A 16,529-nucleotide genomic window follows, 5' to 3' on the forward strand; every position below is an offset into this window, starting at 1 on the left:
TCAGCCCCCTCCACCTGCCGGCGCACTCGCGCCGGCGGAGCCGGCCTTGCCCTTCTTGCCGTCGTCCGGCGTTTCCGGCGCACGGTAGGCGAAGCGCATCGAGAAGTCGAACAGCCGCCGCTGCTCGCGCAGGTTGTTGGTCATCATCACGGCCTTGGATTCGCCCAGCTCCGCCTTGTCCAGCCACTGCACCTGGCTAAGGTTGCGCAGCAACTCCGACACGCGCTCGTTCGACTGCGCGATGCCGGTCACGGTAAAGGCGTCGCCGGTCTGCTTGAGGGTGGTCAGGTACACGCCTTCGGGCACTTGGCGCACCAGCTCCTCCAGCAGTTGCACGGGACGGTTGCGCTCGTTCTGCAGGCCCTCGATGGCCTTCTGCCGCTGCAGCAGCCCCTCGATATCCTTGCGCAGCGTATTCACCTCGCGGATCTGCCCGTCCATGCGGTTGTTCTCCGCCAGGAGCACCTGGTTCAGGCTGGCCACGGCATCGACACGGTGATCGATGTACATGCCGCCCAGCAGCACCGCCAGCGCGCCGGCGCCGGCCGCGCCACCCAGCACGGCGTAGACCTTCTTGCGCCGCGATGCCCTGCGGGCTTCGTGGTACGGCAGCAGATTAACTGTCGGGATCGAATTGGTAGACATGCGGCTTCCCTCGCTGGCTTACTGCAGGCCGCGCAGCGCAAGCCCGGCGCTCACGATGTAGGCCGGCAGGTCGCGCTGCAGATAGCGCTCGTTGACCTTGACGGCTGTCATCATGTTGGCGAACGGGTTGGCCAGCGTGGTGGTGATCTCGGTTTGCTGCTCGATCGCGGCTTGCACGCCGACCAGCGACGCATGGCCGCCAGAGAGAAGGATCTCGTCGACCCGGCCGATGCTGGACGCCGACAGGAAGTTGCGCACAGCGCCTTGCACCTCCACCGCCAGCGCCTCCAGGCAGGGCTTGAGCAGCTGGTTGCGCCAGGCTTCGGGCAGCGTGTTCTTGCGCTTCTTGATCTCAGCCTTGAGCGCGTCCAGCGTGAACATGCGCGCCGCGCTCTGGGTGAGCTGGTCGCCGTAGCTGTTGAGCGGCTGCTCGTAGAGCTCTTTCCAGCCTTGGTAGAAAATCGCCTTGGAGCGGCTGCCGCCAAGGTGGATCACGGCCACCACGGGCAACTCCTTGGCGTCGGTGGCGCTGATGTCGGCGGACACGCCCAGCATCTGCACCACGGAGCGCTGCACCGCGTATTCCTCGACGTCCATCACGTGCGGCTTGAGCCCGGCCATTTCGGCGGCGGTCACGCGCTCCTGCACGCGGTCGCTGTTGGCCGCGGTGACGCGCACGCCGATGCCGCCCTCGGTTTCGCTGGGGCCGATCACGGCAAAATCGAAATTGACGGCCTGCGATGGCGGGTAGAGGCGATGCGCCTCGGATTCCACCTGGACGTAAAGCTCGTCCTCGGACAGGTTGTCCGGCAGGCTGACGGTCTGCGATTCGGTCAGCATCGAAGGCACGCCGAGCACCACCTCCTTGGTGCGGATGCCGGCTTTGCCGAGGGCACGCTTGAGAGCGATGCCAACGGCTTCGATATTGACCACGTTGCCATCGGCAACGGCATTACGGTCCAGCAGTTCGCTGGCACATTTCTCCAGCCGATAGTCGTTCTTGCCACTGCCCACGGACAGCTCGACTACCTTAACGCTGGACGACCCGATGTCAACGCCGACCGTCGTACGGCGCAACAACCCCGACAAGATGCCTCGCCGCAAGGTGACCCCTGACCGTTGAACTCGCCTTGGCTTGGTTGCTCTAATTTGGCGAGTCCGTATTGTTTCTTGGATGAAACGTTTTGCTCTTTTAGTTGGTGGATTCTCACCAAAAAACTGGGCGCTGGCAATGTGCCGGTCTGACCACGATTGCTTTTCATCAACACCCCCACAAAGCGTTGCCAAAATCCCACGGTGCCCCTCGCCCGCCCCGCTGCGCCCATCTTTTCGTTTCATGCAGATCTCAATTCCATTACATCTTGTAACAGCGCGATAGCGGCGTGCGCGCCACAACGCGCCGGGAGCGGCGTATCCCGGGAGATATAATCCCGGCACTTCTAACTAGGTATTTCCCTTATGGCCACAGCACAACAGAAGCCTGCCCTGCCCGCCCGGCGTCCGATCTGGATGCGGCTAACCTTTTGGGCCCTGGGCCTGCTGGTAGCCGGGATCGTGGCGGTGGCACTGCTGGTGGGATACGCGCTGCTGGTGGCCGCCCCCAACCTGCCTTCGCTCGATACCATCACGGACTACCGCCCCAAGATCCCGCTGCGGATCTACACGGCCGACAACGTGCTGATCGGTGAATTCGGCGAGGAACGGCGCAATTTCGTGCCTATCGCGCAAATACCGGATGTGATGAAGAAGGCCGTGCTGGCCATCGAGGACGACCGCTTCTACGAACACGGCGGCGTGGACTTCGTTGGCGTGCTGCGCGCCGGGCTGGCCAACCTGCGCGGCGGCCTGTCGCAAGGCGCCTCCACCATCACCATGCAGGTGGCGCGCAACTTCTTCCTGTCCAGCGAGAAGACGTACACCCGCAAGCTGTATGAAATGCTGCTGGCCTACAAGATCGAGGCCAACCTGTCCAAGGACCAGATCCTTGAGCTGTACATGAACCAGATCTACCTGGGGCAACGCGCCTATGGCTTTGCCAGCGCGGCCCGGGTGTATTTCGGCAAGTCGATCAAGGACGTGACGCCGGCCGAGGCCGCCATGCTGGCCGGCCTGCCCAAGGCGCCGTCGGCCTACAACCCGGTGGTCAATCCCAAGCGCGCCAAGGTACGCCAGGAATACATCCTGCAGCGCATGCGTGACCTGCGCTACCTCACGCCCGAGCAATACGACCAGGCCATCCACGAAGAACTGAAGGTGCGCGGCGAAGGCAATGAGTTCTCCACCCACGCCGAGTACGTGGCCGAGATCGTGCGCCAGCTGATGTACGCGCAATACCGCGAGGAAACCTACACCCGCGGCCTGACCGTCTACACCACGCTCAACAAGCCTGACCAGGATGCCGCCTACGAGGCGGTGCGCTCGGGCATCATGAATTACGAGCGCCGCCATGGCTACCGCGGCCCCGAGGCCTTTATCGACCTGCCCCCGGCGCGGACGAGCGCGAGCAGGCCATCGACGACGCGCTGCTCGAGCACCCGGGCAGCGACGACCTGCGCTCGGCCGTGGTCACCAGCGTGACGGCCAAGCAAGTCACCGCCACGCTGCTGTCCGGCGAAGTCGCCACCATCGAAGGCCAGGCGCTGCGCTTCATCGCACCGTCGCTGGCGGCCAATGCGCAGCCCAGGGCCAAGATCCGGCCGGGCGCGATCATCCGCGTGACGCAGGACGAGAAAGGCGCATGGACGGTCACGCAGTTGCCGGAAGTTTCCGCCGCCTTTATCTCGCTCAGCCCGGAAGACGGCGAGATCCGTTCCATGGTTGGCGGCTTCGATTTCAACCGCAACAAGTTCAACCACGTGACGCAGGCCTGGCGCCAGCCCGGCTCCAGCTTCAAGCCGTTCATCTACTCTGCCGCGCTGGAAAAGGGCTTCTCCCCGCCACCGTGATCAACGACGCGCCGATTTCGATCAGCGACAACGGCGGCCAGGTCTGGGAGCCGAAGAACTACGACGGCAAGTTCGAAGGCCCGATGACCATGCGCCGCGCGCTGGCCAAGTCCAAGAACCTGGTGTCGGTGCGCATCCTGCGCGCCATCGGCACCCAGTACGCCCAGGACTACATCACGCGCTTCGGCTTCGATGCCGACAAGCACCCGGCTTACCTGCCGATGGCGCTGGGCGCGGGCAGCGTCACCCCGCTGCAGATGGCGGGTGCCTATTCGGTGTTTGCCAACGGCGGCTTCCGCGTCAATCCCTACCTGATCCAGAAGGTGGTCGATGCCCGCGGCAACGTGATTTCCGAGACCAAGCCCCAGCGTGCCGGCGAGGATGCAGTGCGCGTACTCGACGCCCGCACCGCCTTCATCGCCGATAGCATGCTGCGTGAGGTCGTGCGCAGCGGCACGGCAAACAGCGCCAAGCAGCGTCTGGGCCGCAATGACCTGGCCGGCAAGACCGGTACCACCAACGACGCTGTCGACGCTTGGTTCGCCGGGTACACGCCCAAGCTGGTGGCCATCGCCTGGATGGGCTACGACCAGCCCAAGAGCCTGGGCGTGCGCGAGACCGGCGGCGGCCTGGCCTTGCCGATCTGGGTGGGCTACATGGGCAAGATGCTCAAGGGCGCGCCGGAAATCCCCGAACGCCAGGCTCCGGAAGGCGTGGTCATGGTGGGCGGCGACTGGACCTTCGAGGAGAACGCGGGCGGCGCTGGCGTGGCCTCGGTTGGCCTGGGCGATCCGTGGCCGGGCAAGCCGGACGAAAGCACGCAGTCGCCCGCCGATGTCGAGGCGGAGAAGAAGCGCATCCTGGAGATGTTCGGCGGCGGCTGAGGCCCCGCCGGGACAGCTTCCGCCAATGAAAAAGCCGGCTTCTCAAGCCGGCTTTTTCGTGCCTGGGCGAGTGCGCTCAGGCCAGTTTCAGCGCCACCCCCGCCTGCTGGCTTACGTAGCCGGACAGCGCCGCATACAGCTCGCCGCCGCCGCGCGTATCGACCCAGCGCTGGCCATCATGGCGAAAATGGAAACCGCCCGAACGCGCCGCCACCCACAGCTCCTGCATGGGCGCCTGGCTGTTGACGATGATCTTGGAGCCGTCTTCGAATTCGAGCTCCATGAGATTGCCGGCACGGTTGATCTCGATGTCGGCATCGGCTGCGTCGGCCGCGGTTTCCACCGCGCTTTCCAGCCGGTCCAGCTCTTGCTGGGCCAGCGCCAGGAACTCACTTTCACTCAGGGGGCATGCTAAACTCCAAGACCGCCGGCCGGCACCGCTATAGCGATGTAGTGCCGCAGCCGGCAGCGTATTGAAAAGTACTTCGTATTTCCGATGGTCTCGCCGCGCTCCGCTTGGGGGACACTCCGGGACGATCGGGGACGACTCTGGACGACATTTTAAGGACGACCCGATGTTGCGTCGTGTTGCGATTGTATCGGCGTTTGCCGCCAGCCTTGCGATGCCCCTGCTGTCGGGATGCGGCATTCGCGGCCCGCTGGTGATGCCCAAACAGCCCCCGCACCGGCACAGCCGGGCGTACCGGATCCCGGCCTGGGCAACCCGGCCGTGCCGAATCCGGCGGCTCCCCGGGGCTCCGCCTCCACAGCGGCACCCGCCACGGCCCCGGACGCAGTGCCGGCCGCCACTCCCACCGCCAAATAACCATGACCGCCTTTTTCCATCGCCACGACGGCGCCCTGACCGTCGAGCACGTACCGCTCGCGCGCATCGCCGCCGAATACGACACCCCCACCTACGTCTACTCGCGCGCCGCGCTGACCGCCGCCTACCAGGCCTACGCCGCTGCGTGCCAGGGGCGCCGCGCGCGCGTGCAGTACGCCATGAAGGCCAACTCGAACCTGGCGATCCTGCAGGTCTTTGCCAAGCTCGGCGCGGGCTTCGACATCGTGTCCGGCGGCGAGCTGCAGCGCGTGCTGGCGGTGGGCGGCGATCCGCGCAAGGTGGTGTTCTCGGGCGTGGGCAAGACCGCCGCCGAGATGGAACTGGCGCTCCAGCACGATGTGCTGTCGTTCAACGTAGAGTCGATCCCCGAACTGGACCGCCTCAACGCCGTGGCGGGCCGCCTGGGCAAGCGCGCGCGCGTGTCGCTGCGCATCAACCCGGATGTGGACGCCAAGACGCACCCGTATATCTCCACCGGCCTGAAGGGCAACAAGTTCGGCATTGCCTTCGAGGACGTGCTGCCGACCTACCGCGCCGCCGCCGCGCTGCCGCACCTGGAAGTCGCGGGCATCGACTGCCATATCGGCTCGCAGATCACCGAGGTTGCCCCTTACCTGGAAGCGCTGGACAAGGTGCTGGACGTGGTGGAGGCGCTCGAGCGCGAAGGCATCAATCTTGAGCACATCGACGTGGGCGGCGGCCTTGGCATCACTTACGACGACGAAACGCCGCCGGACATCACCGGCTTTGCCCGCACGCTGCTGGACCGCGTTGCCGAGCGCGGCCACGGCCATCGCGAGGTGCTGTTCGAGCCGGGCCGCTCGCTGGTGGGCAACGCCGGCGTGCTGCTGACCCAGGTCGAGTTCCTCAAGCCGGGCGCTGCCAAGAACTTCTGCATCGTCGACGCGGCCATGAACGACCTGGCCCGCCCCGCCATGTACGAGGCCTACCACCGCATCGAGCCCGTGCAACTGCACGAAACCGCGCAGGCAACCGCCCTGACCTACGACGTGGTCGGCCCGGTGTGCGAATCCGGCGACTGGCTGGGCCGCGACCGCGCCCTGGCGGTGCAGCCGGGCGACCTGCTGGCCGTGATGTCGGCCGGCGCCTATGGGTTCGTCATGAGCTCCAACTACAACACCCGCCCGCGCGCGGCGGAAGTCATGGTCGACGGCCACGACGTGCACCTGGTGCGCGGCCGCGAGCACGTGGTCGATCTGTTCCGCGACGAACGCCTGCTGCAAGGCTAAGCACCCGCCCTCCCCGCCACCACTTGCCCCCAATGGCCGCCAGCGGCCTGATCCTGGGCGGGCGCGCAGTGGTGGCGGACAGCCCCTGCCATACGGCCGGCGTATCGCGTGCCGTCTGCGCCAACGCGCGGCTCGCGCCGGGCCGCTTTGCGGGCGGCGGCATTGCTCGACGGAACTGGACCTGGTCCGGGGCCATCTTGAGGCCCTATGGCTCCCCCAAGCCGTGCAGCCGCCCCGCCCCGCCCTGCCGAGCGCGAGATCACGCTCCACCTTTGGGCCCTACCTCTGAACTCTATCGTTGCGCCTTGAGGCCCGTTGCGGGCTTGCGCCACCCCCACCAGGCACGCATCGCCAGCAAGCCGAACACCACGGCGGCGTAGATCGATACCGTGCCGAAGTCGTTCTTGCCGGCCTTATGCCACCAGTAGTGCAGGATCGCCAGCACAGCGATGGCGTACACCGCCCGGTGCAGCCCTTGCCAGCGCTTGCCGCCCAGCCACTTGACCATGGCATTGGCCGAGGTGGCCGCCAGCGCCACCATCAGCACGAAGGCGGCAAACCCCACCGTGATGAAGGGGCGCTTGGCGACGTCCTTGACGATGTAGGCCACATCGAAGCCCCGGTCCACGGCAAGCCACAACAGGAAGTGCTGCAGCGCGTAGAAAAAAGCAAAGAGCCCGAGCATGCGGCGCAGGCGAATCAGCCAGTTCCAGCCGGTAAGCCGGCGCAACGGCGTCACCGCCAGCGTGACGCACAGCATGGCCAGCGTCCAGGTGCCGGTCGAGCGCGTGACGAACTCCAGCGGATTGGCGCCGAACTGATCGGTAAAGCCGAGATAGAGCAGCCGCAGGAAAGGCAGCATGGCAAGCAGCCACACCGCCACCTTCACCGTGCGCACGCGTTCGGGCGCAAGCGTCGCGAATCCGGGCTGTGCGCCCGCTCGCGCCGGGCGCACAGCCGGGCGCGACGGGGACATATCCGGGGGCGCCATCAGAAGAACTTCCGCAGGTCCATGCCCTGGTAGAGCGACGCCACCTGCTGGCCGTAGCCATTGAACGGCAGCGTCTTGCGCTTGGGCGCGAACAGCGCGCCAAAACCGCTGCCCTTGTCCTCGCCGATGCGGCGCTCTGTAGCCTGGCTCCAGCGCGGGTGGTCCACGTCCGGATTGACGTTGGAGTAGAAGCCGTACTCCTGCGCCGCGGCCAGATTCCAGCTGGTGGCGGGCTGCTTGTCGACGAAACGGATCTTGACGATGGACTTGGCACTCTTGAAGCCGTACTTCCAGGGCACCACCACGCGCACGGGCGCGCCGTTCTGGTTGGGCAGCACCTCGCCGTACAAGCCAAAGGCCAGCAAGGTCAGCGGGTGCATCGCCTCGTCCATGCGCAGCCCTTCGGTGTACGGCCAGTCCAGCACGCGGGCGCTGACGCCGGGCATCTGCTTCTTGTCATTGAGGGTGACGAACTCCACGTACTTCGCGCCGGGCTGCGGCTCGACGCGCCGAATCAGCTCGGCCAGCGAGTAACCGCTCCAGGGGATCACCATCGACCAGCCCTCGACGCAGCGCAGCCGGTAGACCCGCTCTTCCAGCGGCATCAGGCGCACGAGCTCGTCGATGTCATAGACCTTGGGCTTCTTCACCAGGCCTTCGACCGCGACCTGCCACGGCCGGGTCCGCAGCGTGCCGGCATTGTGCGCGGGGTCCGCCTTGTCGGTGCCGAACTCGTAGTAGTTGTTGTACGTGGTGACGTCCTCGTATGGCGTGCGCTTCTCGGGCACCACGTAGGCATTGTTGGGCGTGGCCGGCAGTTTCTGCCCGCGCGGCGCCTGGGCATGCGCATCGCGCGCGCACCATGGCGCCAGCGTGCTCCCCGCTGCGCCCGCGGCAGCCATCGCCAGCAGGCGGCGCCGCGCTTCGAAAACACCGCGCGGCGTAATCTCGCTGGCGGCGATGTCGTCGCCGCGCAGCCATTTGGGGAAGGGAATCAGCATCGTTGTTCCTCGTTGCTAGCCGTATGCAAAAGACAGTTCACCGTTCGCGCCAGGCCCGGGCGGGGCCGGCCTGCACGATTGGACTTCAGCTTGAGTCGGTTGATGCGGGGAATCCTGACATCTTTTTTCAGGTTCTTCGTGTCCCACCCATTTTCCCACCCTCAACCGCCTTGGTACTGCCGGTAAACCGCCTCCGCCAGCGCCAGCAGCGGCGCGCGCTCCAGCGGCCCGGCCAGCGCGAAGCCAAGATCCCGGTCTACCCAGTAAAAGGCCATGGTACGCGCCGCGGCGGCGGGACGATCACCTGGCCCTGGGCCCATGCGCTCCAGCCGAAAGCCCGTATCGGGCGTATCGCGCGCCATGTGCCGCAGTTGCAGCGACAGCCGGGTGCCATCGTCGGCCTCGTACATCAGGATGGCCGACGGGCCGCCCTCGGCCACGCCGAGGCGGCCGCCGATCAGGTGGAATCCCTGGGCGCGCAGGTCGGGCACACGCAGCGGCGCGCCCAGGCGCTTGGACAGCCAGGCAACAAGATGGGCCTCATCGGTGGCGGCCACCTCGACCGGATGGCGCACCTCCGGCGCATAGACGACATGGCTGGCCAACGCCTCGCGCGCAAAGCGCTCCACCGAGGGCGCGCCGGCCGCCAGCGTGTCCGCGCGGTCGTGTGCGACCCACCCGATCGCGCCACCCACCACCAGCGAGGCGAGGCTGGCGGCCAGCGCCATGCCCCAGCCAGCGGGCCGCCGCTGCGCATCGCGGCGGCTGCCGCGCAGCCTTGGCGGAAGTGCCGCCAGCGGCACTGTTTCGTTGAGCACGCCATCGAATGCAGCGTGCAACTCGCCCGTCTGCCGCCGCCAGCCTCCCACGCGCTCCCCGGCCTCGGGATGAGCGGCCAGGTACGCCTCCACCTCGGCGCGCCGGGCGGGATCGAGCTGGCCATCGGCGTAGGCGTGGAGATCGGCTTCGTTGACTGGGGACATCATTTGACTCGCTGCAGTCCGGCCGCGTGGCCGGCGGCCTGCGGGTTCGCATCGGCCGCCGTGGCTGGCGCGCCATCCATCAGCATGCGCATCTGCTCCCGGCCCCGCGACAGCCGGGACATCACGGTGCCCACCGGCACCGCCAGCACTTGCGCCGCCTCGGCATAGCTGAGCTGCTCCAGGCCGACCAGCAGCAGCACCGCGCGCTGGGCCTCGGGCAGCCGCGCCAGCGCCCGCGCCAGATCCAGCCGCAGGCCGGGCTCGGGCGCAGCACTGGGTACGTCGGGCAGTGTGTCGGTATATGTCACCGGGTCCGCGCGCCGGTACGCGTTCACGCGCAGTCGGTGCATCATGGTCAGCAGCCATGACAGCAGGCCATCCGCGCCATCGCCCCACCAGGCGCCCGCGCGCAGGTGGAAGCGCCAGCGGTAGCGCAGCGCACGCTCCAGCGTGTCCTGCACCAGGTCGTCGGCGGATGCCGAGTCGCCGGTCAGGCCCCGGGCGTGGCGCCGCAAGCGCGGCGCCAGCGCCACCAGCTGGCGGTCGAAGCCGTCCATGCCGTCAGGCTGCCCTAGCCCGTATCAGGGCGTAGCCGCGTGCCAGACGTTGTTGAAGTTGTCGCCCGAGCGGTCGCCCGGCTTGGCATCCTTGGAGAAACGGTAGAGCGGCTTGCCCCGATAGGCCCATTGCTTGCCGCCGTCGTCACGCGTGATGACGCTGTAGTCGCCCGTGGCGCTGGTACCGGGCGCGGCCATCAGCGGCGGCCAGTTGGTGGCGCAACCGCCATTGCAGGCGCTCTTGCCGGCCGTGTCACGGTCGAACGTATAGAGTGTCAGGCCCTGGGGATCGGTCAACGTGCCACCGGCAACCTTCACCGTGGGCGGCATATTGCCGGCGCTGCCACCCATGCCACCCATGCCACCCATGCCCGAACAGGCGGACAGCAGGACCGCGGCAGAGGCGAGCGCGAGAACAGCGGGGCGGGACAACGATGCGAGGGAAGCGACTGCGATAGGACGGGAAAGGGCCATGATGTCGATCTCCATGCGATTCGGCGCCGCCAGCCGGCACCGTCCCTTCAGTAAACACCGGATGTGACGGCTTTATTCCATTCGGGCGAAAAAACCTGCCGCATCGCACCGATGGGCAGGTTTTCATATTGCAGCGCAACACCCGGATCAGAGTTCGCCGTAGCTATGCAGACCGGAAAGGAACATGTTGACGCCCAGGAAGGCAAAGGTCGTGACCAGCAAACCCACCAGCGCCCACCAGGCCGCCATGGTGCCGCGTAGGCCCTTCATCAGCCGCATATGCAGCCAGGCCGCGTAGTTCAACCAGACGATCAGGGCCCAGGTCTCCTTGGGGTCCCAGCTCCAGTAGCCGCCCCAGGCTTCCGCCGCCCACAGCGCGCCCAGGATGGTGGCGATGGTGAAGAAGGCAAAGCCCACCGCGATCGACTTGTACATCACATCGTCGAGCACTTCGAGCGAGGGCAGGCGCTCGGCGAGGATGCCGTGCTGCTTGAGCAGGTAGGCCACCGACACCATGGCGGCCAGGGCGAAGGTGCCGTAGCCGATGAAATTGGCCGGCACGTGGATCTTCATCCACCAGCTCTGCAGCGCGGGCACCAGCGGCTGGATCTCGCTCGCGTCGCGGCTGACCGTGTACCACAGCAGGAAACCAACTGCCGCCGATACCACCAGCATCACGAACGGCCCCAGCGCACGGGTCTTGTAGCGGCCTTCGTAATACAGGTGGAACAACGAGGTGATCAGCGTGAACAGCACGAACACTTCGTACAGGTTGGAGATGGGGATGTGGCCGATGTCCGCGCCGATCAGGTAGGACTCGTACCAGCGCACCAGCATGCCGGTAAAGCCCAGCACCACCGCTGCCCACACCATCTTGCTGCCGATTTGCAGCCCGGTCTCCGAGCGCGCCAGCAAGCCGCCCCAGTAGAACAGGGTGGACAGGAACACCAAGGCGCTCATCCACAAAATGGCCGACTGGCTCGACAGGAAGTACTTGAGGAAGAAGGCCTGCTCGGCGCGCGGCAACTGGCCCTGGTAGAGCTGGATCGCGAACAGCGCCAGCACCGTCAGCGTCACCATCAGCAGCCGCACCGGCTTCCAGTGCCATCCCAGCAGCGCAAAGGTAGGCACCGCGGCGATCAGCACGCCCTTGTCGTAGACATTCATCCACTCGCCGTAGCGTGCCAGCGCAAAGCCCGCGCCCGCCGCCAGCATCAAGGCAAAGAGCCAGTCGACCCAGCCGAGCCGGCGCAGGAACGACGGCTCCAGGTAGGCCTGCTCATCGCCACTCGCGACAACGCCCGCTGGACTCGCCTCCATGCCCGGCTTGGCCTGATTCACATTCGAAGACATATTGGTTCCTGCTTAATTGCGGGCGCCTGTTGTGCCGATGCTGCCGGCGGCGCGGCCAACATCGTCGCGCAGCGCGACAAACTCTTTCTCGAAATCCAGTGTACGGCGCTGCGTGGACATGGCCATCAGCACGTGGCTGGCGGCGCCCTGCCCGCCAGCGGTTCCGGCGGGGTCCGCGGGGTCCGCATGGTCCTTCACCCAGAGCCAGACGCGGCGCTCGCGGATGTAGAACATCGAGAACACGCCCAGCACCAACAGCAGACAGCCAAGATACACGATGTTCTTCCCTGGTGCACGGGTCATCTGGAACACGCTGGCCTTCACTTCCGTGAAGTCGTCGAGCTGCAGGAAAACCGGCGCGGTGTAGAAGAAACTGTCGGACAGCGCATTGATGGCTTGCTGCATGAAAGCGCCACTTTGGGCGCTATTCGGCACCACCGGCAGCTTGTCTTGCGCGCGCGCCACCTGCCAGAGTTCCCACATCGAGCCATTGAGGATCTTCAGCAGCACGTCGGCGGCTTTCTGCTGTTCGGCCGGCGGCACGGACTTTTCCAGGAATGCGGCAATCGCGGTGAAGCCGCCCGGCGGGGCCTGCGGGTTGCTGCGCGAGGCGCCGGCAAACAGGTCGAGCGCGCGCAAGGCGCTCTCGGCCAGCTGGCCGCGCAGTACTTCGCGGCCCTCGCCCGGCATCGAGGCGAGTGCGAAGCGGCGCGCGGCTTCGCTGCGCAACGCGCGATCCTGCAGCGCAGCACGCAGGCGCATCCAGTCCGCCACGCTGTTTTGCTCGTCGGCCGGAATGCGCAGATAGCGGAACGGCTCGCTCGGCGTATCCCGCATGCCGGCGAGGAAGACCGACTGGCCGTCGAGTTGCACCGGCACCATGTAGTTATTGAATTCGCGAGCCTGGCCGTTGCGGTCGCGCAACTTGTATTGCACCGACGGGCCAACGTTGCGCAACTCCTTCGCGCGGTCAGGATTGACCGCCGAGCCCAGGTGGGACTCGAGCTTCTCGTTGAGCGATTTGCGCGCCACGCCACGCGCGTCGGGCTTGCCCGATGCATCCGTGACGTTCTCGATATTCATCAGGCGGAAATCGCTGAACTCGACCGTCAGCCCCTCGGCATCGGCCGCGTTGCCCGTGCCGGTCAGCGGCGAATTGGCGCCCACGGTGCCGGCAAAAGCAAAGGTCTTTTCACTGCCACCCTGCATCGGGTAGCCAACGAACTTCAGCTTGGAGCCGCCGTCCTCGAAGCTGGACTGGTAGATCGCCACGCCGTCCACCACCAGCGGCTCGTTGACCTTGATGGTGGCCTCGGTCTTGCGGCCGGTGGCGCGGTCAGTGATGACCACGTCGGAGGCGAACAGCTTGGGCATGCCGGTCGAGTAATGCTCGACGCTGAACTTCTTCAGCGTGATATTGAACGGCAGGTCCTGCACCAGCGCGCCGTCCGAGATATTCAGGATGGCGGTGGACACCGTCGAGCCTTCCGGCACGAAGGCGTTGCCACGGAAGCCCGGATTGCTGACCGACAAACGGTGCTCGGGCGGGATGTCGTTGATCACGGCGTTGCCGCTGATCGGGCTCTTGCCGCCGAACCACATCTGCGCGCGGATCAACATGTCGCCGTCGAGCAGGCCACCGATGCAGATCACCACGATAGCGGTGTGCGCGAGGATGTAGCCCAGCTTGTTGGCCGCGCCCGCCTTGGCGGCCAGCAGGGTGGCGCCTTCATGCGCAACGCTCTTGATGCGGTAGCCGCGATTGGCCAGCAGCGCGGTGAGGTGCTTCACCGCATCGGCGCGGGGGCGGCCCGAATCGAACTCGGCATGATGATGGAAGGACCGCAGGCTGCGCTCACGCACGTGGTCCTTCCACGAGCGCATGTCCTTGATCATCTTGGGCGCGTTGCGGGTCAGGCACAGCGAGGTGGAGATCACCAGGAAGGTCAGGATCAGCAGAAACCACCAGGAGCTGTAAACCTTTTGCAACGACAGCGCGTGGAACAGGTCAGCCCAAAAAGGACCGAACTGGTTCACATAGTTGGGATAGGGCTCGTTCTGCTTGAGGACGGTCCCGACCACGCTGGCAATCGCAATCACCGTCAGCAGCGCGATAGCGAATCGCATCGAGGACAGCAGCTCAACCGCGTCGCGTAGCAGGCGGTGAGAAGTCTTCAGGTGCAGTCCTGACGTGGAAGCGGTGGACATGTGCAGTGGGGCCCTCGGCCTTGAAATGAAAAAGGGTGGACATGCTCGCGCAGGCCACCCTCTTCGATTGTTGCCGGGCTGCTTGGTTGCACGTGGGCGTGGCGCTTCGCGATGGCGAGGCCCGCTGCTGTGCTCCGGCTGCCCGGCGCGGAACGACTTAGCGAATCCCTGCGACGTAATCGGCCACGGCCTTGATCTCGGCATCCGACATCTTGGCGGCGACGGTGGTCATCACGGGATTGTTCTTGCGGGTGCCCTGGCGGAACGCAACCAGTTGCGCCTCGGTGTACTCGGACCATTGGCCGCCGATGCGCGGGTACTGGGCCGGAATGCCGGCGCCGGTGGGGCCGTGGCAAGCCGCGCAGGCCGGCACGCCCTTGGCGGCAATGCCGCCTCGGTAGATCTTCTGGCCGGCTTCGATGGTGTCCTTGTTCTTGGCGGTGGCCGGCTTGAGGCTCTGCTTGGCCAGGTAGGCGCCGACGTCCTTCATTTCCTGCTCGGACAAGGCGGCCGCGTAGGGCGACATGATGGCATTGCTGCGGCTCTTGGCCTTGAAGTCGTCGAGCTGCTTGTGCACGTATTCGGGGTGCTGGGCGGCCAGCTTCGGGTTGGCGGCGCCGCCGCTGTTGCCGTTGGCGCCGTGGCAGCTCAGGCAAGCCGGGACATTGCGATCAGCGGCACCTTGCGTGTAGAGGGTTTCGCCCTTGGCCGGATCAGCCTTTGCGGCGGCCTGCTCTGCGGCAGATGCCAGACCGGTCATGGCAGTTGCCGGCAGAGCCAGCGCCACAACAGCCAGAAGTTTCGCAATGCGGTTCATTCGCACACCTTGTCTGAATTGTTTTGAATTCCATGGGGCACGCCGTTCAGCACACTGCCCGCGGTGAGGACGCGATGGGCAGGCACTTTGACATCGGAAATTCATCACGACGGACCGCCGGCTCGCCTGAAGCCAGAAAACGCCCAGGCGAAAGCCGGATGGCACCGCCCCCATGCGAACGAGAGCGGCAGACCGTGCGAATATCCCGGTAGCAGGCCCAGACCCCCGGTTGGCCCTCTTGTGCCGGCACCACGCTTCGGCGCCGTAACAGGGACTAACAGGCTTGCTACCACAATGGAACGGACACGCAAGACTTCCCTGTCAGATAAATGCGAGGCCAAGGATGCCGCGCGTCACCTAATCGGGAGGCCGTTAACCGCGTTATTGTACAATAAATCGTGTGCCGGATAGAGGATGTGCGCGCCGCGACGCGGCCAGACGCCAGCCCCGGCCATCCAGGCGGCAGCATGTGCCGCCCACCTCACCCACATCGGCGCGGTGACGCCGGCGAACCCGCCTGAACCCAGGCGGCAGCCCGCCCCCACCCGCCCCATCGCCCAAGCGCATGTCCCTCCTACATCAGGCCCGCTTTTTCGTTACCGTCAATCACCTGCGCGACCTGCCTGCCACGGCCGTGCCGGAAGTGGCGTTCGCCGGCCGCTCCAACGCCGGCAAATCCACCGCCATCAACATCCTGTGCAACCAGAAGCGGCTGGCTTTCTCGTCGCGCACGCCGGGCCGCACCCAGCACATCAACTTCTTCGGCGTGGCCCCGGTCAAGGCGCCGGACCCGCTCGCCTTCCTCGTCGACTTGCCCGGCTACGGCTATGCGCAGGTGTCGGGATCGGCCAAGTTCCACTGGCAAGCGTTGCTGAGCGACTACGTGCAGACCCGCTCGCAACTGTCCGGCCTGGTGCTGATGATGGACGCGCGCCGCCCCTTTACCGACCTCGATTGCCAGATGGTCGAGTGGTTCCTGCCCACGGGCCGGCCCATTCACGTGCTGCTGACCAAGGCCGACAAGCTGACCAACAGCGAGAACGCCCTCGCCTTGCGCGAAACCCGCAAGGTACTGGCCGGCTACGCCGAGCAGCTCGACACGCCCGTGCCCCTGACCGCGCAGCTGTTCTCCAGCCTGAAGCGCCGCGGCATCGAGGAAGCCCAGCGCGTGGTGGCGGGTTGGCTGTCCCTGCCCGAGGCCCTGCCACCCGCCGCCCCGGGCAACAACGCCGCGGCAGCGCCGGAAGCTGAAACGGAAGCCGAACCGAGTGCGGCTGCGGACGATACGCCGCCCGACGCGCCCGCGAACTGATCCCACGGGCGCCACGACGCGTACCCACCCCTGCGCCCGCCCTGTTGTCGAATCGGCAAATAGAATCGGCAAATGAACCGGCAAAAAAACCCCGTTGCAAGCAACGGGGGCGAACTTTCCCACCGGTTAAGGGCGGGTACCCGCTCAGGGAGGAGTAGCGGGGGACGCTGCATCACGCAAGCGCAACGCAGAGTGTCCGCGAGTATGATAGCGGGCGAGATCAAAAGTTTAGTTTTTCTTTCACAAGCGGCCTGGTCAGGCA

The 16,529-nt window shown here is 66.1% G+C and carries 13 protein-coding genes and 1 pseudogene; 3 read left to right on the top strand and 11 right to left on the bottom strand.

All coding sequences use genetic code 11. The features are described from left to right. Both OMK73_RS26020 and pilM read right to left on the bottom strand, forming a co-directional pair. Complete coding sequence (locus tag OMK73_RS26020; RefSeq protein WP_267604557.1) at window positions 1–645, bottom strand: PilN domain-containing protein; 645 nt, start codon at window positions 643–645, stop codon at window positions 1–3. 18 nt (window positions 646–663) lie between these two features. Further along, window positions 664–1,734, bottom strand: coding sequence for a type IV pilus assembly protein PilM (gene pilM, locus OMK73_RS26025; RefSeq protein ID WP_267606515.1), 1,071 nt, complete (start codon window positions 1,732–1,734; stop codon window positions 664–666). A gap of 369 nt (window positions 1,735–2,103) precedes the next feature. On the opposite strand from pilM, the pseudogene OMK73_RS26030 reads away from it, so the two are divergent. After that, window positions 2,104–4,474, top strand: a pseudogene (locus OMK73_RS26030) (penicillin-binding protein 1A). A gap of 76 nt (window positions 4,475–4,550) precedes the next feature. Here the strand turns inward: OMK73_RS26030 and cyaY are convergent. Further along, window positions 4,551–4,877: an iron donor protein CyaY gene (gene cyaY / locus OMK73_RS26035; RefSeq protein WP_267606516.1), complete on the bottom strand. Its 327-nt coding sequence runs from the start codon at window positions 4,875–4,877 to the stop codon at window positions 4,551–4,553. A gap of 425 nt (window positions 4,878–5,302) precedes the next feature. Between cyaY and lysA the strand changes: the two genes are divergently transcribed. After that, window positions 5,303–6,571: a diaminopimelate decarboxylase gene (gene lysA / locus OMK73_RS26040; RefSeq protein WP_267604558.1), complete on the top strand. Its 1,269-nt coding sequence runs from the start codon at window positions 5,303–5,305 to the stop codon at window positions 6,569–6,571. 292 nt (window positions 6,572–6,863) lie between these two features. On the opposite strand, the gene msrQ is transcribed toward lysA, so the two are convergent. The 8 genes from msrQ to OMK73_RS26080 form a co-directional block, all read right to left on the bottom strand. Then, a complete protein-coding gene (gene msrQ, locus OMK73_RS26045) occupies window positions 6,864–7,547 on the bottom strand; it encodes a protein-methionine-sulfoxide reductase heme-binding subunit MsrQ (protein ID WP_267604559.1) in 684 nt (227 codons plus the stop codon). 14 nt (window positions 7,548–7,561) lie between these two features. Further along, the gene (gene msrP, locus OMK73_RS26050) at window positions 7,562–8,563 is read right to left on the bottom strand and encodes a protein-methionine-sulfoxide reductase catalytic subunit MsrP (RefSeq protein WP_267604560.1); all 1,002 of its coding nucleotides are present in this window, start codon (window positions 8,561–8,563) and stop codon (window positions 7,562–7,564) included. A gap of 161 nt (window positions 8,564–8,724) precedes the next feature. Then, window positions 8,725–9,549 carry an anti-sigma factor family protein gene (locus OMK73_RS26055; protein WP_267604561.1) on the bottom strand — a complete coding sequence of 275 codons (825 nt, stop codon included), beginning with the start codon at window positions 9,547–9,549 and terminating at the stop codon, window positions 8,725–8,727. Next, a complete protein-coding gene (locus tag OMK73_RS26060) occupies window positions 9,546–10,103 on the bottom strand; it encodes an RNA polymerase sigma factor (protein ID WP_267604562.1) in 558 nt (185 codons plus the stop codon). The genes OMK73_RS26055 and OMK73_RS26060 overlap by 4 nt, the downstream gene beginning before the upstream one ends. A 24-nt stretch (window positions 10,104–10,127) precedes the next feature. Continuing rightward, entirely contained in the window at window positions 10,128–10,577 is a 450-nt protein-coding gene (locus OMK73_RS26065; RefSeq protein ID WP_324291825.1) for a hypothetical protein, read from the bottom strand. Between the two features lie 147 nt (window positions 10,578–10,724). After that, window positions 10,725–11,897, bottom strand: a complete 1,173-nt coding sequence (ccsB, locus tag OMK73_RS26070; RefSeq protein ID WP_267606517.1) for a c-type cytochrome biogenesis protein CcsB — start codon at window positions 11,895–11,897, stop codon at window positions 10,725–10,727. Between the two features lie 45 nt (window positions 11,898–11,942). Then, window positions 11,943–14,138 (bottom strand): cytochrome c biogenesis protein ResB, encoded by a 2,196-nt coding sequence (locus OMK73_RS26075; RefSeq protein WP_267604564.1) that lies wholly within the window; start codon window positions 14,136–14,138, stop codon window positions 11,943–11,945. A 157-nt stretch (window positions 14,139–14,295) separates the two neighbouring features. Continuing rightward, entirely contained in the window at window positions 14,296–14,955 is a 660-nt protein-coding gene (locus tag OMK73_RS26080) for a c-type cytochrome (protein WP_267604565.1), read from the bottom strand. Between the two features lie 565 nt (window positions 14,956–15,520). Here OMK73_RS26080 and yihA point away from each other — a divergent pair. Continuing rightward, window positions 15,521–16,267, top strand: a complete 747-nt coding sequence (gene yihA / locus OMK73_RS26085; RefSeq protein WP_267604566.1) for a ribosome biogenesis GTP-binding protein YihA/YsxC — start codon at window positions 15,521–15,523, stop codon at window positions 16,265–16,267. Window positions 16,268–16,529 lie beyond the last annotated feature (262 nt).

Origin of the sequence: Cupriavidus sp. D39, assembly GCF_026627925.1 — a bacterium.
Taxonomy (GTDB): domain Bacteria; phylum Pseudomonadota; class Gammaproteobacteria; order Burkholderiales; family Burkholderiaceae; genus Cupriavidus; species Cupriavidus ulmosensis.

Coding starts and splice junctions, on each gene's coding strand:
- OMK73_RS26055 (WP_267604561.1), bottom strand. CDS start 9,549: ATGATGTCCCCAGTCAACGAAGCCGATCTCCACGCCTACGCCGATGGC.
- lysA (WP_267604558.1), top strand. CDS start 5,303: ATGACCGCCTTTTTCCATCGCCACGACGGCGCCCTGACCGTCGAGCAC.
- OMK73_RS26060 (WP_267604562.1), bottom strand. CDS start 10,103: ATGGACGGCTTCGACCGCCAGCTGGTGGCGCTGGCGCCGCGCTTGCGG.
- OMK73_RS26080 (WP_267604565.1), bottom strand. CDS start 14,955: ATGAACCGCATTGCGAAACTTCTGGCTGTTGTGGCGCTGGCTCTGCCG.
- ccsB (WP_267606517.1), bottom strand. CDS start 11,897: ATGGAGGCGAGTCCAGCGGGCGTTGTCGCGAGTGGCGATGAGCAGGCC.
- msrP (WP_267604560.1), bottom strand. CDS start 8,563: ATGCTGATTCCCTTCCCCAAATGGCTGCGCGGCGACGACATCGCCGCC.
- msrQ (WP_267604559.1), bottom strand. CDS start 7,547: ATGTCCCCGTCGCGCCCGGCTGTGCGCCCGGCGCGAGCGGGCGCACAG.
- OMK73_RS26065 (WP_324291825.1), bottom strand. CDS start 10,577: ATGGCCCTTTCCCGTCCTATCGCAGTCGCTTCCCTCGCATCGTTGTCC.
- OMK73_RS26020 (WP_267604557.1), bottom strand. CDS start 645: ATGTCTACCAATTCGATCCCGACAGTTAATCTGCTGCCGTACCACGAA.
- yihA (WP_267604566.1), top strand. CDS start 15,521: ATGTCCCTCCTACATCAGGCCCGCTTTTTCGTTACCGTCAATCACCTG.
- OMK73_RS26075 (WP_267604564.1), bottom strand. CDS start 14,138: ATGTCCACCGCTTCCACGTCAGGACTGCACCTGAAGACTTCTCACCGC.